The 25,780-nt window shown below is 66.3% G+C and carries 25 protein-coding genes; 10 read left to right on the top strand and 15 right to left on the bottom strand.

Going from position 1 to position 25,780, the window contains the following annotated elements; genetic code table 11:
* Positions 1 to 3: 3 nt before the first annotated feature.
* The 8 genes from B0B01_RS05200 to B0B01_RS05235 form a co-directional block, all read right to left on the bottom strand.
* The gene (locus B0B01_RS05200) at positions 4 to 942 is read right to left on the bottom strand and encodes an FAD:protein FMN transferase (protein ID WP_200805406.1); all 939 of its coding nucleotides are present in this window, start codon (positions 940 to 942) and stop codon (positions 4 to 6) included.
* Positions 939 to 1,451, bottom strand: a complete 513-nt coding sequence (locus tag B0B01_RS05205; RefSeq protein WP_076648370.1) for a nitrous oxide reductase accessory protein NosL — start codon at positions 1,449 to 1,451, stop codon at positions 939 to 941. The genes B0B01_RS05200 and B0B01_RS05205 overlap by 4 nt, the downstream gene beginning before the upstream one ends.
* Positions 1,448 to 2,269: an ABC transporter permease gene (locus B0B01_RS05210; RefSeq protein WP_076650064.1), complete on the bottom strand. Its 822-nt coding sequence runs from the start codon at positions 2,267 to 2,269 to the stop codon at positions 1,448 to 1,450. Before B0B01_RS05210 ends, B0B01_RS05205 begins: the two co-directional genes overlap by 4 nt.
* Positions 2,269 to 3,165: an ABC transporter ATP-binding protein gene (locus B0B01_RS05215; RefSeq protein WP_076648371.1), complete on the bottom strand. Its 897-nt coding sequence runs from the start codon at positions 3,163 to 3,165 to the stop codon at positions 2,269 to 2,271. Before B0B01_RS05215 ends, B0B01_RS05210 begins: the two co-directional genes overlap by 1 nt.
* Positions 3,165 to 4,424, bottom strand: a complete 1,260-nt coding sequence (locus B0B01_RS05220; RefSeq protein WP_076648374.1) for a nitrous oxide reductase family maturation protein NosD — start codon at positions 4,422 to 4,424, stop codon at positions 3,165 to 3,167. Before B0B01_RS05220 ends, B0B01_RS05215 begins: the two co-directional genes overlap by 1 nt.
* Positions 4,425 to 4,428: 4 nt before the next feature.
* Positions 4,429 to 6,345, bottom strand: a complete 1,917-nt coding sequence (gene nosZ, locus B0B01_RS05225) for a TAT-dependent nitrous-oxide reductase (protein WP_076648376.1) — start codon at positions 6,343 to 6,345, stop codon at positions 4,429 to 4,431.
* Positions 6,346 to 6,386: 41 nt separating this feature from the next.
* Positions 6,387 to 8,483: a NosR/NirI family protein gene (locus tag B0B01_RS05230; protein ID WP_076650066.1), complete on the bottom strand. Its 2,097-nt coding sequence runs from the start codon at positions 8,481 to 8,483 to the stop codon at positions 6,387 to 6,389.
* Between the two features lie 249 nt (positions 8,484 to 8,732).
* Entirely contained in the window at positions 8,733 to 10,136 is a 1,404-nt protein-coding gene (locus B0B01_RS05235) for a sensor histidine kinase (protein WP_076648378.1), read from the bottom strand.
* A 284-nt stretch (positions 10,137 to 10,420) separates the two neighbouring features.
* Between B0B01_RS05235 and rpmH the strand changes: the two genes are divergently transcribed.
* The 10 genes from rpmH (at position 10,421) to B0B01_RS05285 (ending at position 19,009) form a co-directional block, all read left to right on the top strand.
* On the top strand, positions 10,421 to 10,555 hold the full coding sequence (rpmH, locus tag B0B01_RS05240; RefSeq protein WP_076648380.1) for a 50S ribosomal protein L34: 135 nt from the start codon (positions 10,421 to 10,423) through the stop codon (positions 10,553 to 10,555).
* A 16-nt stretch (positions 10,556 to 10,571) separates the two neighbouring features.
* Complete coding sequence (gene rnpA, locus B0B01_RS05245) at positions 10,572 to 11,033, top strand: ribonuclease P protein component (RefSeq protein WP_083946057.1); 462 nt, start codon at positions 10,572 to 10,574, stop codon at positions 11,031 to 11,033.
* On the top strand, positions 11,033 to 11,308 hold the full coding sequence (gene yidD / locus B0B01_RS05250; RefSeq protein ID WP_076648382.1) for a membrane protein insertion efficiency factor YidD: 276 nt from the start codon (positions 11,033 to 11,035) through the stop codon (positions 11,306 to 11,308). The genes rnpA and yidD overlap by 1 nt, the downstream gene beginning before the upstream one ends.
* Positions 11,305 to 12,183 (top strand): glutathione-dependent disulfide-bond oxidoreductase, encoded by an 879-nt coding sequence (gene yghU, locus B0B01_RS05255; protein ID WP_076648384.1) that lies wholly within the window; start codon positions 11,305 to 11,307, stop codon positions 12,181 to 12,183. The genes yidD and yghU overlap by 4 nt, the downstream gene beginning before the upstream one ends.
* A 35-nt stretch (positions 12,184 to 12,218) precedes the next feature.
* A complete protein-coding gene (gene ttcA, locus B0B01_RS05260) occupies positions 12,219 to 13,133 on the top strand; it encodes a tRNA 2-thiocytidine(32) synthetase TtcA (protein WP_076648386.1) in 915 nt (304 codons plus the stop codon).
* Between the two features lie 66 nt (positions 13,134 to 13,199).
* A complete protein-coding gene (locus B0B01_RS05265; protein ID WP_083946059.1) occupies positions 13,200 to 14,771 on the top strand; it encodes a putative bifunctional diguanylate cyclase/phosphodiesterase in 1,572 nt (523 codons plus the stop codon).
* An 89-nt stretch (positions 14,772 to 14,860) separates the two neighbouring features.
* Entirely contained in the window at positions 14,861 to 16,678 is a 1,818-nt protein-coding gene (yidC, locus tag B0B01_RS05270; protein WP_076648388.1) for a membrane protein insertase YidC, read from the top strand.
* 67 nt (positions 16,679 to 16,745) lie between these two features.
* On the top strand, positions 16,746 to 17,399 hold the full coding sequence (yihA, locus tag B0B01_RS05275; RefSeq protein ID WP_076650069.1) for a ribosome biogenesis GTP-binding protein YihA/YsxC: 654 nt from the start codon (positions 16,746 to 16,748) through the stop codon (positions 17,397 to 17,399).
* Positions 17,400 to 17,450: 51 nt separating this feature from the next.
* The gene (gene argB, locus B0B01_RS05280) at positions 17,451 to 18,320 is read left to right on the top strand and encodes an acetylglutamate kinase (protein WP_076648390.1); all 870 of its coding nucleotides are present in this window, start codon (positions 17,451 to 17,453) and stop codon (positions 18,318 to 18,320) included.
* Positions 18,317 to 19,009, top strand: a complete 693-nt coding sequence (locus B0B01_RS05285) for a ferredoxin (RefSeq protein ID WP_076648392.1) — start codon at positions 18,317 to 18,319, stop codon at positions 19,007 to 19,009. The genes argB and B0B01_RS05285 overlap by 4 nt, the downstream gene beginning before the upstream one ends.
* On the opposite strand, the gene B0B01_RS05290 is transcribed toward B0B01_RS05285, so the two are convergent.
* From B0B01_RS05290 to rplQ, 7 genes are all read right to left on the bottom strand, one after another.
* The gene (locus tag B0B01_RS05290; RefSeq protein WP_234967709.1) at positions 18,988 to 20,115 is read right to left on the bottom strand and encodes an amino acid ABC transporter substrate-binding protein; all 1,128 of its coding nucleotides are present in this window, start codon (positions 20,113 to 20,115) and stop codon (positions 18,988 to 18,990) included. The two genes, B0B01_RS05285 and B0B01_RS05290, sit on opposite strands and share 22 nt — an antisense overlap.
* Before the next feature lie 188 nt (positions 20,116 to 20,303).
* Positions 20,304 to 21,011 (bottom strand): ATP12 family chaperone protein, encoded by a 708-nt coding sequence (locus B0B01_RS05295; RefSeq protein ID WP_076648394.1) that lies wholly within the window; start codon positions 21,009 to 21,011, stop codon positions 20,304 to 20,306.
* The gene (locus B0B01_RS05300; protein ID WP_076648396.1) at positions 21,008 to 22,063 is read right to left on the bottom strand and encodes an RluA family pseudouridine synthase; all 1,056 of its coding nucleotides are present in this window, start codon (positions 22,061 to 22,063) and stop codon (positions 21,008 to 21,010) included. Before B0B01_RS05300 ends, B0B01_RS05295 begins: the two co-directional genes overlap by 4 nt.
* Entirely contained in the window at positions 22,060 to 22,467 is a 408-nt protein-coding gene (gene crcB / locus B0B01_RS05305; protein ID WP_407675222.1) for a fluoride efflux transporter CrcB, read from the bottom strand. The genes B0B01_RS05300 and crcB overlap by 4 nt, the downstream gene beginning before the upstream one ends.
* A 25-nt stretch (positions 22,468 to 22,492) precedes the next feature.
* Complete coding sequence (locus B0B01_RS05310; protein ID WP_076648398.1) at positions 22,493 to 23,803, bottom strand: replication-associated recombination protein A; 1,311 nt, start codon at positions 23,801 to 23,803, stop codon at positions 22,493 to 22,495.
* The gene (locus B0B01_RS05315) at positions 23,803 to 25,203 is read right to left on the bottom strand and encodes a trypsin-like peptidase domain-containing protein (RefSeq protein WP_076648400.1); all 1,401 of its coding nucleotides are present in this window, start codon (positions 25,201 to 25,203) and stop codon (positions 23,803 to 23,805) included. Before B0B01_RS05315 ends, B0B01_RS05310 begins: the two co-directional genes overlap by 1 nt.
* A 119-nt stretch (positions 25,204 to 25,322) precedes the next feature.
* The gene (rplQ, locus tag B0B01_RS05320; protein WP_076648402.1) at positions 25,323 to 25,745 is read right to left on the bottom strand and encodes a 50S ribosomal protein L17; all 423 of its coding nucleotides are present in this window, start codon (positions 25,743 to 25,745) and stop codon (positions 25,323 to 25,325) included.
* Positions 25,746 to 25,780: the final 35 nt, after the last annotated feature.

Genomic DNA, 25,780 nt, shown 5'->3' on the forward strand with positions numbered 1-25,780 from the left:
GTCTCAGGCGATATGTTCGAGCCGCGCCCCCTTATGCAGCGCAAGGGCGCGGTCGATCGCCGTTTGATCCGTCATGCTGCAGAAGGCGGTCGAGAGCGCATCGGCAAGTGCGGCCGTGCCTGCGCTGACCGAAACCAGCCGGCGCGCCGTGGTCGGCCGGCCGGTTGCCGGGTCGATGATATGGCCGACCCGCCCCTCGGAATCGAGTGTCGTGCCAAGCGGCGCCGATGTCGCCAGCGCACGGTCATCCAGCACGAGACGCCCGACGAGTTCGCCCTCCGGTGTGGCGATGCCGGCCTCCCACGGCCCGCCGCCCGGGCGCTCGCCGCGCGCCACGATTTCGCCCATGTCGATCAGTACATCGCCCAATCCCTGCGCCCGCAGCAGCGCCGCGATCCGGTCGGTGATATAGCCCTGCGCGATACCGTTCAGCGTGAGCCCCATGCCGGGCCTGGAAAATTCGACCAGATCCGGCGCGAGGCGCAGATCCGCCCAGCCGACATGCGCGCGCGCCGCTTCGCGCGCCCCCTCCTCCGGCCGGCCCCGGCTTTCCGCATAGGCCGCCCAGAGCGGCTGGACGGTCGGATCGAAGGCGCCATCGGTGCTGGCATGGACCGCGCCGGCGAGCGTCAGCAGTTCCAGCATCTCCGCCGGCGGTTGGGCGAGGTGCCCGTCGCGGTTCAGCCGCACCAGCGCTGAATCGGGGCGGTAAAGGCTGAAGATCGCCTCGAGCCGCGCAACCTCTGCCTCGACCTTGCGGAACACATCCTGCGCGGCGGCGCCTTCGAGCCCGGCCAGCTTCATCGTCGCCCCGGCGCCCAGCGCCGTTCCGCGCCATTCGGCCACCGGAAGCTGTGCCTGTGCAAACCGCGGCATCAGCGGCAGGACCAGCGCGCTTGCGGAAATCGTCAGAAAGCGGCGGCGGTTCAGGGGGCGTGTCATGACGGCTCCTCCAGTTGCATGTCCAGATCGACGGGGGCGAAAGCCGCCTCGGGCGGAACCTCGTCGAGCGGCATCGCTCCGCCCCCGTAACGGGCGATGAAGGCCTCCGCATCCTCGACCTTGGCAAAGGGCACGATCTCGGGCGCGCCCATGCCGCCGCGCACCGGGGCGCCGACGACAAAGACGGCATCGGTGGCGTCGATCCAGTTCATCGCGCCGGGTTCGCTCCATGCCTTGGCCGCGCCCATATCGCTGACATAGGTGGCGGTGATCCGCGCGTCGCGTTCGGGTGCCTTGAGATAGGCAACCATGTCGCGCACCTGCGCAAAGAACAGCGGATCGGGATAACCCTCAAGGTGGATCTGCCCCTTGGGCCCGCCATGTTCGGCGATGTTCATCTGGCAGAAATGGGCAATCGTTTCCTCGTTGAAGGCAACCGGATCCGGCATCTCCGCGTCGTCTTCGCGGCAGGCGGCCAGCAGGAGGACCAGCAGCAGCGCACGCTTCATGGTTCGACCCTCGCCAGTGCAAGCCGCGCAAGCCCGAGCCCGATCAGCGGCCAGAGCAGCGCCGAGAGCGGCGCCGCCCAGACCGGCAGGCCCTTGGCCGCTCCCGCCATGCCCGAGGCAAGCGCAAGGTTTTCTGACGCGGCGAAGTTCCAGAGCCGGAACGCATCCGCCGGATTCGCCATCATGAGCCAGGGGAAAACCCGCTGCGTGAACGTCCCGCCCGCATCCAGCACCACCGCCCCGAGCAGGCCGAGGTCGTAAAGCACCACCAGGACCAGCCAGGCCCCCGCGGCAAGGCCGGCCGCGACGGTGGCGCTGCCCGAAAGCGCCGAAAGCGCATAGCCGATGGCAAGGAACCCCGCGCCAAGGATCACGGATGTCACGATCAGCCGCAGGAGCGCGATCAGGCTTTCACCGCTCGCATCGCCCATGGCCGCGGCCACAGCGCCCGCGGTGCCGAAACCGACGGTCATGGCAAAGGCCAGCGCGCCGGTATGGGCAAGGAATTTTCCAAGCAGCAGTTCGGCGCGGCTGACCGGATAGGACAGCAGAAGCGCGAGGCTGCCGCGCTCGGCCTCGCCCGCGACGGCGTCGAACGCGATCATGAGCGCCAGCAGCGGCGCGAGATAGACCGAAAGCGTGGTCATCGACGCCACCGCGACCGTCAGCAGATCGACCCCGAGCGTTCCCGTCGGCGCGCTGCCGGCAAAGGTGAGCGCGAGCGCGAACAGCACCATGATCAGCGTCGCCACGAACACCCAGCGGTTGCGCAGCGCGATCCGCGCCTCGGTCGCGGCCACGGCGAGGATACGGGTGATCATTGCGCCTCTCCCTCTGAATAATGGCGGTAGAGTTCTTCAAGGCGCGGCGCGATCACATCGACATCGAGCACCCCATCGCCCAGCGCCGCGATCCGGCGCAGTTGTTCCATCTTCTGCGACGGCGGGCAGACCAGATCCACCCGCGCTCCGTTCATCCGCGTGCCGTCGAGCTTGGTCGCGATCAGGTCGGCGCTCTCCCGCGCCGCCTCGACCCGGATGCGGATCGGCAGGCGGGCGGTTTCGGTCAAGCGCGCAAGCGTGTCGTCCGCGACCACTTCGCCCCGGCGCATGATGGCGATGCGATCGGTGCGGGCCTCGACCTCGGTCAGGGAATGGCTGGCGATCAGCACCGCCGTGCCCTGCCCGGCCAGTTCGTCGATGATGGCGTAAAGGTCGTGGCGCGAAATGGGATCAAGTCCGCTGGTCGGCTCGTCGAGCAGCGCAAGCTTCGGGCGCCCGAGCAGCACCTGCGCAAGCCCGAGCCGCTGGCGCATCCCCTTGGAATAGGTGCCGATGCGCCGGTCGGCCGCCCCGGCCAGCCCGACCCGTTCCAGCAGCGCGGCGCAGTCGTTGCGGCCGACACCGGCAAGGCGCGCAAACAGCACGAGCTGTTCGCGCCCGGTCAGGGATTTGTGAAAGGCAACCGATTCCGGCAGATAGGCGATCTTGCGGCGTGCCTGTGCGCTTCCCGGCGCGGCGCCGTCGATACTGATCCGCCCCCCGCCGGTGCGGGTCAGACCAAGGATCGCCTTCATCAGCGTGGTCTTGCCCGCGCCGTTGTGGCCAAGCAGGGCAACGCGCTCTCCCGCCGCCACGTTCAGGTTCACGCCGCGCAGCACCTGCGCTTTGCCGCGCCATTTGTCGATGTGTTCGATGGTCAGGATGTCGCACATTATCCCTGGCCTCCACCTTCGGGGATCACGGCTGCCGGCGGGCGCATCAGCGGCGCGCTGTCCTGCACCCCGCCCGGCAGCAGCGCCGGAAAGGCCGACTGCGACCAGCGGACAAGCTGCATCGCCGGCGAGCCGAGCAGCAATTTCGCCGCCGGCTGGGTCCAGAGCACGTGATCCATGCTGTCATTGGGACGATACGGCATGTCGGCGATGCCGTCGCCATCCACGTCATAAGCGGCGAAATCGCTCCAGTAGTTGCCGCGCCCGTCCTCGGACCACTCGACCCAGGTGGTCGCCACATATTTCACCTGGTTGCGATTGCCGATGAACGCGTTTTCCGTGACCGTGTTGCGCTCGGACCCGGCGGTGAAATGGATGCCGATGCCGCAGCCTTCAAAGCGGTTTCCCGAAATCAGGTTCTTGTGGGCGTTATAGACGAACAGGCATTTTTCCTGCACGTTCTGCACGATATTCCCGGTGATCTCGGCATGGTTGGCATAGTTCAGCAGCACCCCGTGTTCGCGGTCGTTCCGCGAAAGGTTGTCGCGCACCCGCACCCGGTCCGAGAACATGATCGCATAACCAAGGTCATTGCCGATCGAGCGGTTTCCCGAGACCTCGGAATTGTTGGCGTACATGTAATGGACGGCAAAGCGCAGGTCGCGGAATGTGTTGTCGCGGAAGCTGTTCTGCTTCGACGTGTTGATGAAGATCCCGTCGCGCCCCCACATGATGTCATTGCCGACCACCTGCGCGCCCGGCGCGTTCCAGACATAGACACCGTTGCCGCGCCGGTTCATGTGCCGGTCGCGCCGGCCGCGGATGATGTTGTCCTGCACGATCGACTCCTTCGCGCCGTGAATATCGACGCCATAGAGATTGCCGAGCAGGACGTTGTTCTCGACCACCGCACGATCCGCGGTCTTGGTCAGTTGCACACCGGAATCAATGGTTTCGTGGCTCGATCCCGAGCCGCTGATGATCAGCCCGCGCACGACCACATCGGGGCCGGTCACCGTGATGGTGCTGCCGTCGCCGGTTCCCTGCAGCGTGGCGCGGCCGCCCCCGTCGAGCGTCACGGGGTGATCGAGCACAAGCGATTCACGGTAAATACCGGGGCCGAGGCGCAGCGTATCGCCCTCGTCGGCCCCGGCAAGCGCCGCCGCGATGGCCCCCTCGCCCGGACTCACGTCGATCACCGCCGCCGCCCCGAAGGACGGCAGCAGGACCAGCGCACCAAGAGCAAGAAGGCCGCGCATCGGCTCAGGCCTCCGCCGGTTCGACCAGCATGCGGCCGCGCATTTCCATGTGCAGCGCATGGCAGAACCACTGGCAGTAATACCAGTGCACGCCCGGACGGTCGGCGGTGAAGGTGACCGAGGCGGTCGCCTGCGGCCCGACCTCCATGGCGACACCATAGTTGTTGATGGTGAAACCGTGGGTCAGGTCGTCGATGTCGTCCATGTTGGTGATATAGACGGTCACTTCGTCGCCCTGTTTCACCGTGAACTTTTCAAGGCTGAACTGCGGCGCCACCGAGGACATGTAGACCCGCACCTTGTTGCCGTCGCGGATCAGCTCGTCATGGCCCCAGTCAAGGTCGACCCCGTCGGCCTCGGCCTGCTTGCGGGCCTCCTCGAACATCGGATCCTCGCGGTCCCAGACATCCACGGGGTTGATGATGTCGGCACGCACGATGGTGACGTCATGGGGCTCGGCAAAGGACGGCCCGTCATGCACGAGCTTCATCTCGTCGCCCGAAATGTCGATCAGCTGGTCGTTCTCGGGCTTGAGCGGCCCCACGTTCAGGAACCGGTCTTTCGAGAACTTGTTGAGCGACAGCAGCCACTTGCCATCGGCATCCTTGGTTTCGCCCATGGAACTGTGGTTGTGGCCCGGCTGATAATGCACGTCGAGCTTCTGGATGATCGGATCCACGTCCTCGCCTGCATGGGCACGGATCGCGGCGTCGATGTTCCATTTGACGATCTGGCTGTCGATGAACAGCGTCGTGTAGGCGTTGCCGCGGCCGTCAAACGCGGTGTGAAGCGGCCCGAGCCCAAGCTGGGGTTCGGCGACGATGGCGCTGCTCGGGTCGGCGTCTTCCTCGAACAGCGCATCGAGCTTGCGCACGTCGATCACCGAACAGGTGGGCGAAAGCTTGCCTGCGGCGATGACGTAATTGCCGTCGGGCGAGGTGTTGCAGCCATGCGGGCTGTTGGGAACCGGAATATAACGGGTGTATTTCTTGTTCTGCCCCTTGCGCCCGTCGATCACCGGCACGCCGTTCAGCACCTCGACATCGCCGGATTCGACACCTTTCTCGATCTCCTTGACGTTGAAAACGACGACGTGGTTCACCTCCTGCTCCGACATCTCGGCCAGGTTCATCCCGTTCTGGTCGTTATAGCTGGTCGAGAAGAAGTATTTTCCCTGATAATCGGTCGAGGTGTTGTCGAGGTTGCCCGAGACGATCACCTGCCAGGCGACCTTCATCTCGTCACCGTCCACGGCGGTGAAGAAGCTCACGTATTTTTCCGGCTCGTCCAGCACCGAACCGTCGTTGACGATCGGCGTCTCGAATTCGCCGTTGCCGATGACATAGCCGGTGCGCGGGTAGCGCTGCACCCGCAGGCCGTGGATGGTGGCGGCGTTCGGGATCTCGATGATCTTGTCGCATTTCATCACGTCGCAGCGGATCCGCGCGATACGCGTGTTCGCCTTGTCGTTCACGAAGATGTAACGCCCGTCATAGACGCCGTCGGTAAAGGACATGTGCGGGTGGTGCAGGTCACCGTTGTCGTAGGTTTTCTTGCCCTGCTTGGCGAGGAACTCGCGGGTCTCGGGCAGCAGGCCTTCGGTCAGCACCTTGAGCGATTCATTGGTCTGGCCCCAGCCCGTGGCCGAGCAGCGGTTGAACACCGGAATGCGCACGAGTTCCCGCATGGTGGGGAATCCGAGAATCCGCACCTCGCCGGTCTGGCCGGACGAGGCGATGCAGTAGTAATCGTCAAGCTCTCCGGGGGCGAGCTCGAATTTCTGGCCGTTCGCCTGCGCGCTGGCGCTGCGGGCGCCGAGCATGGTGCTTCCGACTCCGGTCGAGGCCAGCACCGCTCCTGTGGCGGTTGCGCCGAGCATGCCGCGTCGCGTCATGACCAGCTTCTTGAACTTTTCGGACATTGGTTTGACTCTCCTATTCCTGGTCGGGCTTGTGAAGCGGCTCAACCGGCCGCCCCTTTCTGAAGTAAATCGTCGCTCACCTTTCCGACCGAGGCGCGGCGGCGCAGCCGTCGGATGACCACCGGGCATTTGACCGGCGACTGATAAAGCACCTGGCAATGCAGGCAGTGGATACATTCGTTGGGGTTGATCTCGCCCGTGGGGTGGATCGCCTGCACCGGGCATTCGTTGGCGCAGGTCTGGCAGGGATTGCCGCATTCCTTGTAGCGGCGCAGCCAGTCGAACATGCGGATCCGGGCCGGAATGGCCAGAGCCGCGCCCAGCGGACACAGATAGCGGCAGTAGAACCGTTCGATGAACAGGCCGATCACCAGCAGCACCAGCGCATAGACGACGAAGGGCCAGTCGCGCAGGAACTTGAGGATGATCGCCGTCTTGAAGGGTTCGACCTCGGCCAGCCGCTCCGAAAGCGTGACCGAATAGAGCGAGGCCCCGAACAGCCCGAGGAACAGGATGTATTTCACCGGCCAGAGCCGCTCGTGCAGGCTCCAGGGCAGGGTCCATTGCGGCACCTTGAGCGCCCGGGCGATCTGGTTGCTGAGTTCCTGCAGCGCCCCGAACGGGCAGAGCCATCCGCAATAGGCCCCCCGGCCCCAGAAGATCAGCGAGGCGGCGACCGCGAACCACTGGATGAACACCAGCGGGTCGAGCAGGAACGCATCCCAGGTAAAACCGCTGCGCAGCGAAGCGCCTAGCGCGATCAGGTTCACCACCGAAAGCTGCGCCGTCGCATACCAGCCGATGAAGAACAGCGTCATGGTCAGGAACGACATGCGCAGCCAGTAGAACAGCCGCTCGTGCCGGGTGATCTGGAACTGGAAGAAAAAGCCCCCCGTCAGCGCCAGGAGCATCGCCACCAGCACGCCGATCTCGACCGCGCGATCCTTCCAGATGCGCTGCCAGAGCGCGCGCTTGGCGGCGGCCTCTTCCTCGCTGACCTCGAGCGCGGTGGCCGGGGTCTCGACCGTGACCGGCGTCAGATAGTCCTCGGGCAGGCCATAGCCCAGATTGAAGGTCAGGAATGACTTGTCGACGGGTCCGACCTCGCGCGATACCAGAAGCTCGATCTCGAACGGCTCGGTCGGGTCGAACCCCTCGTCGGCGCGGATCTTGAACAGGTCCATCTCGCGGAAGCGCGGCGCATCCGCCGGCGCGAGCCGGCTAACCCGGCGGTGCTGCCGGTCATGGAAGCGGATCGTCTGGTCGCCCTGGTGCAGGCTGATGCGATCGAAAATGCCCCCGCGCACATAGCCCGAGCCCTTGAAGGAATACCGCCCGCTTCCGGTCACGAGTATCGCCTGCTCGCCCTCCTCCAGCCAGTTGGCAAGGTTGCGATAGTCGTTTTCCGAAAGCAGCGCCTTGCCGATCGCCGGCACGCTGACCAGCGCCACATTCATGTCGACAAAGCTGTCGTCCGGCTCGCCCCGCTCGGGCCGGGCGGCGGCGCGCTCGTCGCCGGTTTCCTCGAAGGCCTCATTGATCTGTCCGACATCGAGCGTGAGACGGCGAACGGTGCCGTCGCCAAGAAGCTCTTCCCAACTGTCGGGGGCCTCGGCGGAAAGGTCGATTTCACGCTCCGGCCCCGCGGCGGTGCCCGATGTCGAAAGCCCGCCCAGCCCCAGCGTCCGCGCAACCCTGACCCCGGCCCGCAGAAGCGAATCGTCGATCACCCGCACCGTTACGGTCGCACCCGAGATGATATCAAGGTCATGGGCCACCTCGCCCGCCGCCTGCGCCTTCAGATCGGTGCCGGTGTAGCCCCGGATCATCGTCACGACCTTCGATTCCGGGATGCCGATCAGCACGATGGGTTCACCATGTTCGACAAGCTGGGCGCCGGTGATGACCGCATCGGGCGACACGGCAGCGGCGACATGGATCGGCCGCCCCGAATAGCCGGTGGTGCCGACGAAATCGGACGTGACGAAGACCCAGCCGATGGTGTCGCTGCCCTTGAGCAGCGGCGCGACCGGGGCGTCCTTGCTGACCGGGCCGATCCCCGTCGCATCGGGTGCGAGTTCGGTCGGGTCGATACGCGGCATCAGCCGCTCGAGTTCGCTCGCGCCAGCCGGCAGCATCGACAGCAGCAGAAGCGCGAGGACCGCGATGCAGTAACGAATGGCCGGAATCGGTTCTCGCAAGTGAGCTTCTCCAATCTTCTTGCCGGTGCGGCTTGTCGTTGGCGTCTTCCTAGTTGTCGTGCCCCGCTGTCGCCTTGACCGAAATCAACCCTGCGCCCTCCTGCCGCAGCCGCACGTCAACGTGACCCCGGCCGGGTTCCCGCATCGCCCCGAGCACAGGGAACGCACCTCAAAGCGCGCTGCGTCTCAGGTGATCGGCTCGCGGCTCGCGCCGAGCGGCAGAATGATGCGAAAGACCGTACCAGTCTCGCTCGTGCGTTCAAGTTCCAGCCGCCCGCCATGTCCGCGCACGAGTTCCGCCGCGATCGCGAGGCCAAGCCCGGTGCCCCCCTTGCGCGCACCGCCCTGAAACGGGGTGAACAGGTTTTCCTGCGCCTTGCGCGGCAGCCCGGGGCCGGTATCGGCGATGCGGATCACGCAGTTTTCGCCCTCCTCGCGCGCGGTGATGGTGATCATGCCCCCGGTTCCACCCTGTTCGATCGCTTGCCGGGCATTGCGCACCAGATTGGCAAGCACCCGCAGCAACTGTTCGGGATCGGCGCGCAGCATCATCCCGACGGGGACATCGGCAACAAGACGGATGTCGGATTGTTCCGACATCGCAAGGCGTTCGCTGTCGAAAACGTCATCGACGATCTCGCCCAGGTGCAGCCGCAGCAGACGCGGCGGCGGTTCTTCGGCCCGGCCATAGGCCAGCGTCGCCTCGGTCAGGTTCACCGCGCGGGTGATCGAATGGACCAGCTTGGGCGCAAGGCGGCGCACCGCCGGATCCTCGCTGCTGCCGATGCGGTCGACGATCAACTGCGCGCTGCTGAGGATGTTGCGCAGATCATGGCTGATCTTCGCCACCGCCGCGCCAAGCTGGGCCAGCCGGTCCTTCTGCCGCAGCGCCTGGGTGATCCGGGTCTGCATGGCCAGCATCGCCTCTTCGACCTCGCGCAGTTCGGTCAGGCTCGAACTCGGCTGCACCAGTCCGCGGATGTCCTCGGGGGCGGCGGCATAGCGGCGCATGGTCTCGACGCCGCCCCGGATCGGGCGCAGCAGGAACCGGCGCACGGCGATGAACAAAAGCAGCGCGGTAAAGAACGACGTGACCGCCGAAAGCAGCAGGATGCGCAGCCCGTATTCGATCATCGCCCGGCGCAGGGGCGCGGTCTCCATGGTGATCTCGATCAGAAGGCCCGCCTGCCGCACCGGCGCGTCGATGACCCGGATAATGCGGTTTTCCGGCGTCATCAGCACCAGCATGGCATCGCGGATCAGCGAAAGGGTGCCCGGATCGCGCAGGTCATAGGTGGCCGAGATCGGCTTGGGCAGCGGCGAATCAAGCGCAAGCTGGCGCACCTCGTTGCGGCGGAGTACGACATTGAACACCTCGGCGTTCTTCAGCAGCTCGGCCTCGAGCGAACTGTCCAGTTCAAGCTGCGGATCGGCCAGCAGCGCAAGCGAGGCGATCTGCGCCCGCTCGAGCCGGCTGCGCAGGTAATCCTCGCGAAAGCGCGACACCGACGGCACGAAGATCAGCACCTCGGCCAGCACCACGAAAACCGTGGTCAGGATCAGGAACCGGCCCGAAAGGGTGTTCAGCATGTCGCCTCTTATCAGGTTGTTCCCCGCGCGCGGCTGATCACAGAGGTAGCAGACTGCGGCACCGGATTACAGAGTCCGCCGCATCGCCCATGGCCGCGGGGTGGCGTCCGCCTGCCGCGATCGGCGCCCGTGGCGCGCCGCGGCGATCAGGGCCCCGAAAGACGCCGGAAACATGGCACAGGGTTTGACTTGCGCCCGGCGGCGGCGTAAGTGACGGGACTCGAAACACCCTCATTCCGGGAGGCGGATCCGCCGTTCCCGGTCGAACCATTGGAGACGGAGCGATGAAACGCACCTATCAGCCCTCGAATCTGGTCCGCAAGCGCCGTCACGGTTTTCGCGCGCGCATGGCCACCAAGGCCGGGCGCAAGATTCTGGCCGCCCGCCGCGCCCGTGGCCGGAAGGTTCTGAGCGCCTGAGCCGGACGGCCGGGACATGACCCATCAGCCGGCAGCAGAGGCAACCGCGACCGCCCCGGCGGCGATCGCGCCGTTCCGTGCTGCGGCACACCCGACCATCACCGTGCTGACCCGGCGCGCCGATTTCCTGCGCGCCGCACGCGCCCGGCACCATGCCCGCCCCGGCATGATCGTGCAGGGCCGCAAGCGTCGCGCGCAAGAGCCGGCGACCGGCATCCGGGTCGGGTTCACCTGTTCGAAAAAGGTCGGCAATGCGGTGGCCCGCAACCGGGCCAAACGGCGCCTGCGCGAGGCCGCCCGGCAGATCCTGCCCGAAGCCGGCAGATGCGGCTGGGATTATGTCCTGATCGGACGGCGCGACGTGACCGCGACGCGCGCTTTCGAGGCGTTGCTTGACGATCTGCGCCGGGCGCTCGCGTCCCTGCACGGAAGCGACCCGCGCGAGCCGCACGAGGACAGCCCGGCCGGGTCCGCTTGATGAGCCCGCTGGCCCGGATACTCGCCCTGCCGGTGCGGGCCTATCGGCTGCTGCTTTCGCCATGGGTCGGGTTCAACTGCCGCTATCAGCCGACCTGCAGCGCCTATGCGCTCGAAGCACTTGAAACCCACGGTGCGTTCCGGGGCGGCTGGCTGGCGCTGCGGCGCATTGCCCGCTGTCATCCGCTCGGCGGCTGCGGCCACGATCCGGTGCCGCCGCCCGCGCCCGCGCGCGCATCCCTGCAATCGCACCCCGACAAAGGAGCAAAGCGATGACATCCGCCTATGTCCCCCCCGAAGTCTGGACCTGGGAGCAGGAAAAGGACTCGGGCGGGCGGTTCGCCAGCATCAACCGCCCGGTTGCCGGGCCGACCCATGTCAAGGCGCTCCCGGTCGGGACGCATCGTTTCCAGCTGTATTCGCTTGCCACCCCGAACGGCAACAAGGCCGCGATCATGTTCGAGGAACTGCTCTCCGCCGGCCATTCCGCAGCCGAATATGACGCCTGGCTGATCCAGATCGGCGACGGCGACCAGTTCTCCAGCGGCTTTGTCGAGGTCAATCCGAACTCGAAGATCCCGGCGCTCATGGATCACGGCACCGAACCCCCGACGCGGGTGTTCGAATCCGGCGCGATCCTGGTTTACCTTGCCGAGCAGTTCGGGGCCTTTCTGCCGCAGGACGCTCCCGCCCGCACCGAATGCCTGTCGTGGCTGTTCTGGCAGATGGGCAGCGCCCCGTTCCTGGGCGGCGGTTTCGGCCATTTCTATTCCTATGCGCCGGAAAAGCTCGAATATCCGATCAACCGCTATGCGATGGAAGCCAAGCGCCAGCTTGACGTGCTCGACCGGCATCTGGCCGGCAGCGCATATCTCGCGGGCGATGCCTACACCATCGCCGACATTGCCACATGGCCCTGGTACGGGCAGCTTGTGCTTGGCCGGCTTTACGATGCCGCTACCTTCCTTGATGTGGAAAGCTATGAAAACGTGCTGCGCTGGGCGCAGGAGATCGACGCCCGCCCGGCCGTGAGGCGCGGCTGCATGGTGAACCGCACCTCGGGCGATCCGGCGGAGCAGTTGCATGAGCGTCACGATGCCTCGGATTTCGAGCTGCGCACCGAAGACAAGCGCGACGGCGGCAAAGCCTGACGCAACGGGAACCAGCACAACCGGACGGAAAGATCATGCAGCGCAGGCCGGAAGATTCCGCCATCCATCCGCTTTTCGAGGGGGCGCCGGCCACCACCGAATTCCGCAAGCTGCGCAAGCGCATCGTGCGCCAGACCCGCGAGGCGATCGACCAGTATGCCATGGTCGATCGCGCCGCGGACGCGCCCCGCGCGCGCTGGCTGGTCTGCCTTTCGGGCGGCAAGGACAGCTATACGCTGCTTGCGGTGCTGCATGAACTGCAATGGCGCGGCCTGCTGCCGGTGGACCTGCTGGCCTGCAACCTGGATCAGGGTCAGCCCGGATTCCCGGCCACGGTGCTGCCCGATTTCCTGCGCAAGACGGGCGTCCCGCACCGGATCGAATATCAGGACACCTATTCGGTGGTGGTCGACAAGGTGCCGCAGGGGCGCACCTATTGTGCGCTCTGCTCGCGGCTGCGGCGCGGGAATCTTTACCGGATCGCGCGCGAGGAAGGCTGTTGCGCGGTGGTGCTCGGGCATCATCGCGACGACATCCTTGAAACGTTCTTCATGAATCTTTTTCACGGCGGGCGGCTGGCCACCATGCCACCCAAGCTGTTGAACGAGGCCGGCGATCTTTTCGTCTTTCGGCCGCTCGCCCATGTGGCCGAGGCCGACTGCGACCGCTTCGCCCGCGCCATGGGCTATCCGATCATCCCCTGCGATCTCTGCGGCAGTCAGGACGGGTTGCAGCGCCAGCAGGTAAAGGCGCTGATCGACCAGTGGGAAGCGAACCGCCCCGGCCGCCGGCAGATCATGTTCCACGCGCTCATGAACATCCGGCCAAGCCATATGCTGGACCCCGGCCTGTTCGATTTTGCCGGCCTCATGCGCCAGGCAGAAACGGGGGATACGGGAGATACGGGGCAAATTAATGAAAATGCTGCGGAAATTCCGGTCTTGCGTTAAGATCCCGGTGACGATCGGATCCTAGCCTCGTCCCCGACACCCATGTTGTCGAGGAAAGGTGCCGCCATGACGTTCTTCGCCGGTCCGATGACCAGCAATCGGTTGCGGCCCCTGTCGTTTCTTGCGGATCCGCTGCTGCTCGCCTTTCTGCCGGCGCTGATCCTCGGCGCCTACTGGATCGGCGGCGAACGGGCGCTGCTGCTCAGCGCGCTCGGCGCTCCGCTGATCGTCGCCGTGCGGCTTGCCCTGCGGCCGCCCGGGACACTGATCCTCCGCGACCGGGTGACGGGTTTCCTCCTTGAGGACGGGTTCGATGCGGCCTTGCGCGATCTTTACGCCGAAACCGGGGAGAGCGGGCTGCGTTCCGCCTGTTTCGCGCTGGAACTCGGCGATCTTTCCGATCTTCGCGCCCTCCACGGCGAGGCGGCGGTCGATCTCGCGCTCGCGCGTTCGGGGGAACGGATCCTCTCGGCGCTGCGCGACGGCGATCTGATCGCGCGGCTCGGGGACAACCGCTTTGCCATCGCGCTCATGCCCGGGCATCAGCTTGACCTTGAACTCTGCATCCAGCTTGCCGGCCGGCTCCAGACCGCGGTGGAAGAGGCGATCGCGCTCGATGGCTGTTCGATCCACCTGTCCTGTTCGATCGGCTTCTGCCTGCGCAGCCGCGCCCCGAGGGGCGATGCCGACGACTGGTTTGACGCGGCAACCGCCGCGCTGGAGGAGGCCCGGCAGGGGGGCAACTCGGCGATCCGGGCCTATGCGCCGGACATCCAGCGCAGCACCCGCCTGCGGCACGACATGCAGAATGAGGTGACCCATGCCCTCATGAACGGACAGATCCTGGCCTGGTTCCAGCCCCAGATCTCGACCGACACCGGCCATATCACCGGTTTCGAGGCGCTCGCCCGCTGGCAGCACCCGTTGCGCGGCATGATTGCGCCCGACCGTTTCCTGCCGGTCCTGCTGGAAACCGGCCAGATCGAGCGGCTTGGCCACATGATGCTGCGCCATGCGCTCATGGCGCTGCGCGGCTGGGACCGCGCCGGGCTGAACATCGCGCGGGTCGGGGTGAATTTCACCAGCCGGGAGTTGCGCAATCCCGACCTGGCCGACCGCATCGCCTGGGAACTCGACCGCTTCGATCTGGCCCCCGACCGGCTCGCGGTGGAGATCGTCGAGACCGTCGCCAGCTATGCGCCGGACGAGGTCGTGATCCGCAACATCGCCCGTCTCGCCGAACTCGGCTGCGCGATCGATCTTGACGATTTCGGCACCGGCCATGCCTCGATCCGCCGGCTTGCGATCTCGCGGATCAAGATCGACCGCAGCTTTGTTTCCCGCATCGACCGCGACAGCGGGCAGCGCCGTCTTGTCGCGGCGATCCTCTCCATGGCGCAGCAGCTGGAGCTCGAAACCCTGGCCGAAGGGGTGGAGACGCCGGGCGAACATGCGCTGCTTGCGCAAATGGGCTGCGACCATGTGCAGGGCTTCGGCATCGGCCGCCCCATGCCGTTCGAGCAGACCTTCGACTGGATCGCCGCGCATGAACGCTCGATCGTCGCCGTGCCCGCGATCAGGACCATGGCCGGCCCGGAGCCGCGCGGGCCGGATCCGTTCCGGGCCGCACCCCCATAAGCCCGCAAAAGGGGGAATCTGCTTGACGTTTGGGGCCACACTCGTTTGAACCCCATCTGTCATTGCATGCACCAGGTGGCCGTTCCCTCATGGACGACAAGAACAAGAACCTCATCCTCGCGACAGCGCTCTGCCTTCTCGTGATCATCGGCTGGTATTTTCTTTTCCCGCCCGAGAAGCAGGCTCCGTCACCCGAGCCGGCCACGAACACGCAGCCCCTGGCGGACCCGACCCCCACAGCCGAGGAACCCGCCCCCGAAACCGTGACCGCGACCGGAACGCCGGATTCGCAGCAGCCCGGGCGCAACCCGGCGGACGAACCCCGCGTAAAGGTCGATACCCCCAATCTCGTCGGGTCGATGTCGCTGATCGGCGGACGCATCGACGACATATCGCTGCGCAAATACCACACCGGTCTCGACGACAGTTCCCCGATCGTCGCGCTGTTCGAACCGACGGGAAGCGATGCGCCCTATTACGCGGTGCACGGATGGGCGCCCGGCGGCGGCCTGACCGCGGCGGACGTGCCGGGGTCCGACACCGAATGGCAGGTTGAAAAGGGCGAGGTCCTGGGCGTTGACAGCCCGGTCACGCTGGTTTGGGACAATGGCAAGGGGCTGACCTTCCGCCGGGAGATCTCGGTGGACCGCAACTTCATGCTCACCATCACCCAGTCGGTCGAGAACAATTCCGGCGCCACCGCAAGCCTGGCCCCCTATGGCCTGCTGCGCCGCCACGGGAAGCCGACGGAACTCAAGAATTTCTTCATCCTGCACGAGGGCATGATCGGCGTCGCCGACGGCAAGCTTTCGGAAGTCAGCTACAAGAAGATGGCCGACCTGCCGGAAAGTGGGGGCGACATCCGCTCCGAAACCACCCGCGTCGAAAGCAATGGCTGGATCGGCTTTACCGATCATTACTGGATGTCGACGCTGATCCCGCAGCCGGGCGCGTCCTTCCGCTCGGTCGCCCGCTACGATCCGGGCCGCGACATCTATCAGACCGAAGCGGTGCTGCCCACGGTCAGCGTCGGCGACGGCGCGACCGAAACGGTCACCACCCGGCTGTTCGTCGGCGCCAAGCAGTGGGAAACCCTGCGCGACTATGAACGCGACGGGATCGCGGATTTCATCAACAGCATCGACTGGGGCTGGTTCTTCTTCCTGACCAAGCCGATTTTCTGGCTGCTGCACCACCTGCACCAGCTGATCGGCAACATGGGCATCGCCATCATCAGCCTGACCCTCATCATCAAGGCGCTGCTGTTCCCGCTGGCCTACAAGTCCTACGTGTCGATGGCGCGGATGAAGGAACTCCAGCCGCAGATGCAGAAGCTGAAAGAAGCCGCCGGCGACGACCGCCAGAAGCTGCAGCAGGGCATGATGGAGCTCTACAAGAAGGAAAAGGTCAATCCGGCGGCCGGCTGCCTGCCGATCCTGATGCAGGTTCCGATCTTCTTTTCGCTCTACAAGGTGATCTTCGTCGCCTTCGAACTGCGCCACGCGCCGTTTTTCGGCCCGTTCCAGGATCTGAGCGCCCCGGACCCGACCTCGATCTTCAACTTCTTCGGCCTGTTGCCCTGGGGCGCGCCGGAGCCCGGCACGCTGATGGCGACGATCTTCATCGGCATCCTGCCGCTTCTGCTCGGGATTTCCATGTGGCTGCAGCAAAAGCTGAACCCGGCCCCCGCGGACCCGACGCAGCAGATGATCATGGCCTGGATGCCCTGGGTGTTCATGTTCATGCTGGGAACCTTTGCCAGCGGGCTGGTCCTTTACTGGATCACGAACAACACGATCACCTTCTCGCAGCAATACGCCATCATGCGGCTTCAGGGCTACAAACCGAACGTTTTGGGCAATATCCGGACCGGCTTTTCGCGCAAGGCCAAGGCTGAAAAGAAATGATCATCGCACAGCGCCCGGGCGCGGCACCGGGCCGGGGCGCTCGTGATCGCAGCGCATGGACAACGCCATGGTGATGCCCTTTCCGCTTGCCGAAGACCCCGACGAGGCGATGCTTGCGGCCGGAAGCCGGATGTTCGCGGGACCGGTCGATTTCCTCAAGGGCGTGGTGGCCATGGACGGCCTGCCCGCTGCCGACCGGGTCGAGGTCTGTTTTGCCGGGCGCTCAAACGTGGGCAAGTCGAGCCTGATCAACGCACTCACCGGGCGCAAGAGCCTCGCGCGGGCCTCGAACACGCCGGGGCGGACGCAGGAGATCAACTTTTTCACCGTTGGCGACAGCCATTACATCGTCGATCTGCCGGGATACGGCTATGCCAGTGCGCCCTTGCCCGTGGTGGAGAAATGGCAGCGTCTGCTGCGGCGCTACCTTTCCGGGCGGCCGACCCTGCGGCGCGTCTTTGTCCTGATCGATTCCCGCCACGGCATAAAGAAGGTCGATCAGGAGATACTCGCCCTGCTCGACAGTTCGGCCGTCACCTTCCAGGTCGTCCTGACCAAGATCGACAAGCTCCGCAACGATGCGGAGCGCGAGCGCGTCCTCACCCAGGTGCGCGGGGCGCTGGCGCCGCATCCGGCGGCCTTTCCCGAACTCGTGCTGACCTCCTCCGAAAGGGGGGATGGAATCGCGACATTGCGCAGTATAATCGCGAGCCTCGCCTGACAGCGGCCGCCCGCCGCATCTGCCACCGCCCGAAACCCGAACGGACCCCGCATGAAGACCAGAGACCAGAGCCGCAACTGGATCGCCGCCGCCAAGACCCTGTCGAGCGCCCTTCCCTATCTGCAGCGCTATGATGGCGCCACGGTGGTGATCAAGCTTGGCGGCCATGCCATGTCGAGCGACGAGGCGATGGACCTTTTCGCGCGCGACGTGGTGCTGATGCAGCAGGTCGGCGTGAACCCGGTGATCGTTCACGGTGGCGGCCCCGCGATCAATGCCATGCTGGAGCGGCAGGGGGTCACCTCGCAATTCGTGAACGGGCGGCGCGTGACCGACGCGGCCACGATCGAGGTGGTGGAGATGGTGCTCTCGGGCCTCGTCAACAAGCGCATCGTGCAGGCGGTGAACCGTCAGGGCGGAACGGCGGTCGGGATCTCGGGCAAGGACGGGGGGCTGATGACCGGTGTGATCACCGATCCCGCGCTCGGATTCGTCGGCACGCCGGTCGAGATGAACCCCCGGCTGCTGCATACGCTGTTTGCCAGCGACATGATCCCGGTGATCGCGCCGGTCGGCGCCGGCCCCAATGGCGAGACGCTGAACATCAACGGCGACAGCGCCGCCGGCGCCATTGCCGCCACGCTCAAGGCCGATCGCCTGTTGCTGCTGACCGATGTCGCCGGCGTCAAGAATGCCGACGGCGAGGTGCTGACCGAACTCACGGCCGATCATATCCGCCAGTTGACCGAGCAAGGCGTGATCACCGGCGGCATGATCCCCAAGACCGAGACCGCGCTCGAGGCGATTGCGGGCGGCGTGCGGGCCGTGGTGATCCTGGACGGGCGCGCGCCGAATGCCTGCCTGCTCGAACTTTATACCGAGCACGGGGCGGGAACGCTTATCCGCCCCGACACGCGATGAGCACCGCCCCGCTTTACGACGACATCGAGCGGACCGCCCTGGCCGAGGGGCTGATCGTGATGGGGGCCCTGCATCCTGCCCGCGTGGAAGCCCGCGGCGTGGATCACGGCACGCTGATCCTGCTTGGCGCCGGCCGGGACTTCTGGACAGCCTTTTCCGCCGCGCCGGAGGCCGGTGACGGCGCGCCCGATCCGGTCGATCGCTGGTCGCTGCGGGTGGTCGGGGCGCTTGCGCGGCGTTTCGGCGGACAGGCGCTGTTTCCCTTCGGCGGGCCGCCCTATTCGCCCTTCATCGACTGGGCGCTGCGGTCGGGGCGCGCCTTTTCAAGCCCGGTCGGAATGCTCGTGCACGATACGGTCGGGCTCATGATCTCGTATCGCGGTGCCCTGCATTTCGGAGACGAGATCGCGTTCCCCGCGCCGCCCGCCGGGTCGCCCTGCACGACCTGCGTCGAAAAGCCCTGCCTTGACGCCTGCCCGGTCGGCGCCCTGGGCGCAGGGCACGGCTACGACCTTGACGCCTGTCACGGCTATCTGGACAGCGACCCGGGCCGCGACTGCATGGAGCGGGGCTGCGCGGTGCGCCGTGCCTGCCCGCTGAGCGCCGGCGCCGGACGATCCGAGGCGCAGTCGGCGCTCCATATGCGGGCGTTTCACAAACCGCCCGCTCAGCGGAACGGCGGCGCGTAAAGCAGCCCGCCATCCTTCCACTGCGCGTTCAGCCCGCGCGGCAGGCCAACCGGGGTTTCCTCGCCGATGTTCTTGGCGAAAATCTCGCCATAGTTGCCGTTGACCTTGATCGCACGCACGGCCCAGTCCGCATCCAGATCGAGCATCCTGCCAAGGTCGCCCGCATTGCCCAGCAGGCGATTGATCTCGGGGTTGTCGGTGCCTTCGGCCATTTCCCTGATATTGGCCGAGGTGATTCCGTATTCCTCGGCAGCGATCAGCGCGAAAAGCGTCCAGCGCACCAGATCGCCCCATTCGCCGCCGTCATGGCGGATCATCGGGCCGCGGGGCTCTTTCGAGATCAGTTCGGGCAGCAGGACGTGATCCGGCGAATTGCGGAACGTCGCCCGCGTTGCGGCAAGGATCGAGGCGTTGCCGGTATAGGCCTCGCATTCGCCGTCGAGATATTTCTTCTGGGCGTCAAGGCTGCTTTCGGCAAGGACCTTGTCATAGTCCATGTCGTTCAGATGAAAATAATCGTCGAGCGCAAGCGCATCCGCCGTGCCGGAGCGCACGCAGATCCGCGCGCCCTCGAGATCGCGGACCGAGGAAAACCCGCGCTCCTTCGGCACCATGAACCCTTGCCCGTCGTAATAGGTGACGCCCGCGAAATCGAACTTGTCGCCGACATCCCGGGCGAACGACCAGGAGGTGGTGCCGACCAGCAGGTCGATCCGGCCGTCGGCCAGTTCGCCGAAACGGTTTTCCGCCGAGGTCGGAATGAAGTTCACCGCCATCGGATCATCAAGAATGGCCGCCGCCAGCGCGCGACAAAGCGCCACGTCGAACCCCTGCCAGACGCCATTGGTGTCGGGAGCGGCAAAGCCCGGGATACCGGGCGCGGTCTCTCCGGTGCCTCCCTGCACAACGCCGCAGTTCAGCGCAGCCCGCTCGCGAACCCGGTCCAGCGTGGCGGCTTCCGGCGCGTCGGCATCTTCCGAAAGTCCGCCCTTTTCCAGCAGGCCAGTCACGAAAGACGTGTCGGATTCGCCCGGGGTGCTTTCGGCAGAAGCATTCGTAACCAGCAAGGCCACGAAAACCGCGCCCATGAGTGCGGATCGTCCCATCTTGACCTCATACACCGGCCCCGTTTCCCGGAGCACTCTGCTCGGCGCATTTCCGGTTCGAGCCGGATTATGCCACGCCTCATGATATTATTCGCCAGAGTGTGGTCGGATTCATCAAGCAAGGTCAAGGCTTAGATCATCGGCGAATGCCCTCTGCGACGCTTTTGCAGGGCATTTGCGGCGCAGGTTCAGCACATGTCGAAGAAATCCCGTGCGTGCCGGAATGCCGCCTCCCGCATGGCTTCGCGCGCGATCTCCTCGGAATCGGCGCCCCATTGCGCCTGCTGCCAGTGTTCATCCACGAGCGAGCGGCGCCAGATATCATCGGCATCGCGCCAGTCGAGCGCCGCCGCCAGGCCGAGCACCAGCGATCCGGTGAGGCTGACAAGATCGTGAAGCGCCGCCAGCCGGAACGCATCATAGCCGTGCACCCGCCCCGAAAGCGCATCGAGCGCCGCCTGCGGCTGCGGCGCATGGATGACGCCCGTCCGGGGTTCAAGCGCGGCGCCAAGCGTCTCGGCCGCCCAGAACAGCGGCGGATCCCATGCCTCGCTCTGACGGCGGACCAGTTCCTCGGGCGCCTCGGCGCGGTAACAGAGAAGATCCGCATCGCCATACGCGGCGATGAGCGCGGCCACCTCCTCGCGCTGCACCGCCACCTTGTCGATGGCGGCATTGGCGCTTCGGGTGACCGGCATGGTCAGCGGCGCGATGATATCGCCCTGCGCCGCCCATTCGCCGGCGATCGCCAAGGCCATGCGCCGGGTCGGCACCAGCAGCGGGCGTTTCGCCGGCGTGTTCACCCGTCGCCCGTCAAGCTCGATCAGATAGCCGTCCGGCGCCCCGGTCACGGTCGCGTTGTCCCAGAACCGCTTGCGCGTCCAGCCGCCGCTCATGACTCGTCCGCCGCGAAGGGATCCTCGGGCACGTCCTGCTCGTCCCACTGGAACAGCTGCCATGTGCGGCGCATATGATCGGGAAGCGGCGCCACGACATGGAGCGGCGCTCCCGTCACCGGATGTTCGAGGCTGATCGCCCGGGCATGGAGATGCAGCTTGCGGCTGACCTCGCCGCCCAGTTGCGCCCCCCAGCCATCGCCCGGGTTGTCCTGCCCGGAGCCGCCGTATTTGCCATCCCCGATGATCGGATGCCCCAGTTCCGCCATATGCGCGCGCAACTGGTGGGTGCGGCCGGTGACCGGCACCAGCGCCATCCAGGCGCAGCGGCGCGCCGCCGCCGTCAGCACCGCGTAATCGGTCACCGCATGTTTCGCACCCTCCGTAGCGGGCACCATGTCGGGAAGGATGCAGCGCATCTTTTCGCCCTCGCCGCCCGGCCCGTGCCCGCCGGCCTTGACCAGACCATAACGGATCGTTCCCATTCGCGGCATCGGCACCCCGGCGACGAGCGCCCAGTAGATCTTGCGCGTGCGGCGATCGCGGAACCGCTGCATCAGGGCGGCGGCGCTCATCCGGCTGCGCGCGAGCAGAAGCACGCCTGAGGTATCCTTGTCGAGCCGATGCACGAGGCGCGGCGGTTCGTCCCGGTCGAACTGCAGCGCCGGAAGCAGCCCGTCCACATGAATCTCCTGCCCGCTGCCCCCCTGCACCGCAAGCCCCGCCGGCTTGTTCAGCGCGATCACGTGGTCGTCGCGATGGATCACGCAGGCGCGGATCATCTCCGCATCGGCCTCGCGGATCCGCATCGTCGCCGGCGCCGGCGCCGGGCGGCGGTCGGCGGCGGGGAGCGGCGGGATGCGCACTTCCTGCCCCTCTGCGAGGCGGGTCGCCGGCTTGACGCGGCCGCCATCGACCCGCAGTTCGCCCTTGCGGCAAAGTTTCTCGATACGCCCCTGGGTCACATGCGGAAACATCCGCCGCAGCCAGCGGTCGAGCCGCTGATCGCTCTCGCCCGCGCGGACCCTGATCCGCTGCACCCCACCGCTCATGACAGCACCCCGCGCGACAGCACAAGGCCAAGCGCCAGCGCGCCCAGCGACAACCCGACCGAAAGAAGAACGTAAGCCATGGCCTCGAACAGGGCGCCGCGCTCGATCAGGGTGATGGTTTCCAGCGAGAACGACGAAAACGTGGTGAACCCGCCAAGCAACCCGACCGCCACCAGCGGGCCGAGATGGGTCAGGCCCCGCTGCGCCGCCAGCACGACGAACACGCCCATCAGGAACGAGCCGAGGATGTTCACCCCCATGACGGCAAGCGGAAAGTCCTGCGGCCCGGTCAACCGGAACACGGCGACCCCGGCAAGATAGCGCAGCATTGCGCCGACGGCGCCGCCAAGCGCAACGGAAGCGAGCGAAATCATCATGGCGAGGATGTCGCGCGGGCGCCGCATCGAGTCAAGATGCCGCGCACCCGTATCAGGTATCGCGCTGGCTGCGCAGCCTTGCGAAATACTCCACCCGCTTCTTCAGTTCGCGCTCGAATCCGCGTTCGACCGGGGAATAGAGCACCGGGCGTTTCACGTCCTCGGGGAAATAGTTCTGCCCCGAAAAACCGTCCTCGGCATCGTGGTCATAGGCATAGTCCTTGCCATAACCCTGGTCCTTCATGAGCGAGGTCGGCGCGTTCAGGATATGCTTGGGCGGCGGCGCGCTGCCGGTCTTGCGGGCAAGTTTCCGTGCCGCCTTGTAGGCGACGTAACCCGCGTTCGACTTGGGTGCGAGGGCCAGATAGGCCACCGCCTGCGCCAGCGCCAGTTCACCCTCCGGGCTGCCGAGGCGCTCGAACACTTCCCAGGCATGAAGGCAGAGCGTCTGCGCCTGCGGATCGGCAAGGCCGATGTCCTCGATCGCGATCCGCGTGATGCGGCGGGCCAGATAGCGCGGATCCTCGCCGCCTTCGAGCATGCGCGCCAGCCAGTAAAGCGCCGCGTCCGGGTCCGAGCCGCGCACCGATTTGTGCAGGGCCGAAATCAGGTTGTAATGTTCGTCGCCCGACTTGTCGTATTTCGCCGCGCGCCGCATCAGCCGCGTGGCCAATGCCTCGGCGTCAAGGGGGGCGTCGGTTTTCCAGGCCATGACCTGCTCGATCAGGTTGAGCAGCGCCCGCCCGTCGCCGTCGGCCATCTCCTGCAGGGCCTCGCGCGCCTCGCCGGTGAGGGGCAGCGCACGGTCCAGTTCCCGTTCGGCACGCTGCGTCATGAGTTCGAGATCGGCCAGCCCGAGCCGCTCGAGCACCAGCACCTGCGACCGGCTGAGCAGCGCGGCATTCAGCTCGAAAGACGGGTTTTCGGTGGTGGCCCCGACCAGCAGGATCGTGCCATCCTCCATATAGGGCAGGAATCCGTCCTGCTGCGCCTTGTTGAACCGGTGGATCTCGTCAACGAAAAGCAGCGTTCCCTGCCCGTTCTGCACCCGGATCCGGGCCGCATCAAACACTTTCTTGAGGTCGGCAACGCCGCTGAAAATGGCACTGATCTGCACGAAGTGAAGGTCGCTCGCGTTCGCAAGCAGCCGCGCGATGGTGGTCTTTCCAACCCCGGGCGGCCCCCAGAAGATCAGATTGCCAAGCTGCCCCGCCGCAAGCATGGCGCCAAGCGGCGCCTCGGGGCCAAGCACCTGCTGCTGGCCGATCACCTGTTCGATGCTCCGGGGCCGCAGCCGGTCGGCAAGCGGGCGATTGGGCGCCGGCGGCGCGGCCTTCGGGTCGCTGTCGAACAGATCGGCCATCAGAGTCGGAACCGCAGTTGCAGCGGCTGGCCGCGGCGCAGCACGTCCATCACCATCCAGCGCCCGCGCGCCTCAAGGGCCCGGGCTGCGGCCGCGCTGGTCTCGACCGGGGCCCCGTTCACCCGGGCAATCACATCGCCCGTGCGCAGGCCGGCCCGGGCACCATAGGGGCCGGGCTCGGTCACGATCACGCCCTGCGTCGAAAGTGGCAGGTCGAGCCGCGCGATCAGCGCCGGATTGACCCGGGCGAGCGCAAGCCCCGGCAAGGCACTGTCGCGCGGCAGGCGGCGCTCGTCCGCCTCCGGCGTCTCGGGCGGGCGGATCATGGCCACATCGGCCACCTGTTCCCTGCCCTCGCGCATATAGGCGACATGCGCGCTGGCGCCGACCCCCGCCACCGACATGCGGAACAGCATCTCGGAGGGCGAATCGACCGGCTGCCCGTCCACATGGGTGACGACGTCGCCAACCTGCAGGCCGGCACCGGCAAAGGGGCTTTCCGCGTGCAGATCCGAGACCAGCACACCGCCCGGCACGGAAAGGCCGAGCGAGGCGGCCATGTCGGCCTCGACCGGCTGGCCCGTCATCCCGGCCCAGGGCCGCTCAAACCGTTCGTTCCCGGCGCGCGCCTGCTCCACGAATTGCCCGACAAGGTTCGAGGGAATGGCGAAGCCGATCCCGTTCGACCCGCCCGAACGGCTCAGGATCGACGTGTTGATGCCGATCAGCGCCCCGTTCACATCGACCAGCGCGCCACCGGAATTGCCGGGGTTGATCGGCGCATCGGTCTGAAGAAAATATCCCCGCACCTGCCCCGTCAGCACGCCGGATCGCGCAAGCCCGGAAATGATGCCGCTGCTTACGGTCTGTCCGACGCCGAAGGGATTGCCGATCGCAAGCACAAGCTCACCCACCTCGACCCGGTCGGAATCGCGCAGCGCGAGATGCGGCAGTTCCTCCGGCACGTCGAGCTTGAGCACCGCAAGGTCCGATTCCTCGTCGCCCAGAATGACGCGCGCGCCGAATTCGCGCCGGTCCTTCAGCACCACGCGGATGTCGGTCGCGGCGCCGATCACGTGATAATTGGTCACGACGATTCCGTCGCCCGAAAGGATTACGCCCGAGCCAAGCGAATTCTGCACCTGCGGCCGCATCTGGCCGATATCGCCGAAAAATTCGCGAAAGAACGGGTCGTCCATGAAGGGGCTCTGACGCGTGGCAATGATGCGGCGGGCGTAGATGCTGACCACCGCCGGCGCGACCTCCTTGACCACCGGGGCAAAGCCAAGCCCGATCTCGGCCCGGTCCCGCGGCACGCGCGCCTCCGCATGGGCCGGCACGGCGGGCACGGCAAGGCCAAGCATGAGCGCGGCGGTCAAAGGGCGGATCAGGCGGGTCATGGTCAAGAGATATGCGAGGCGACCCCGCAGATTGCAAGCGGTCGCGCAGCCGGACCGCAAGAATGAAAACCCCGCCCGGATGGGGCGGGGCTGACGCTCCGTGCCGCTCTGGCGCGGGCTCATTCGTCGGCGTCGGCCTCTTCGGCAGCGACGCGGGCCTTGTCGGCCGCGCCCTTGGCGTCGCGGTCGCGGTCCACGAATTCGATGATCGCCATCGGCGCCATGTCGCCGTAGCGGAACCCGGCCTTGAGCACGCGCACATAGCCGCCGTTGCGCTCCTTGTAGCGGGGGCCCAGCACCTCGAACAGCTTGGCCACATGCTGATCCTGCTTGAGCCGCGATGCGGCCTGACGGCGCGCATGCAGGTCGCCGCGCTTGGCCAGGGTGATCAGCTTGTCGGCGATCCGGCGCAGTTCCTTGGCCTTGGGCAGGGTGGTCTTGATCTGTTCGTGTTCGATCAACGACCCGGCCATGTTGGCGAACAGCGCGCGGCGATGTTCATGGGTGCGGTTGAGGCGGCGGTATCCGCTTGCGTGACGCATGATGTCGTTCCTTTTGCAGGGTTATGCTTTGTCTG

It is taken from the genome of Pontibaca methylaminivorans, assembly GCF_900156525.1.
Taxonomy (GTDB): domain Bacteria; phylum Pseudomonadota; class Alphaproteobacteria; order Rhodobacterales; family Rhodobacteraceae; genus Pontibaca; species Pontibaca methylaminivorans.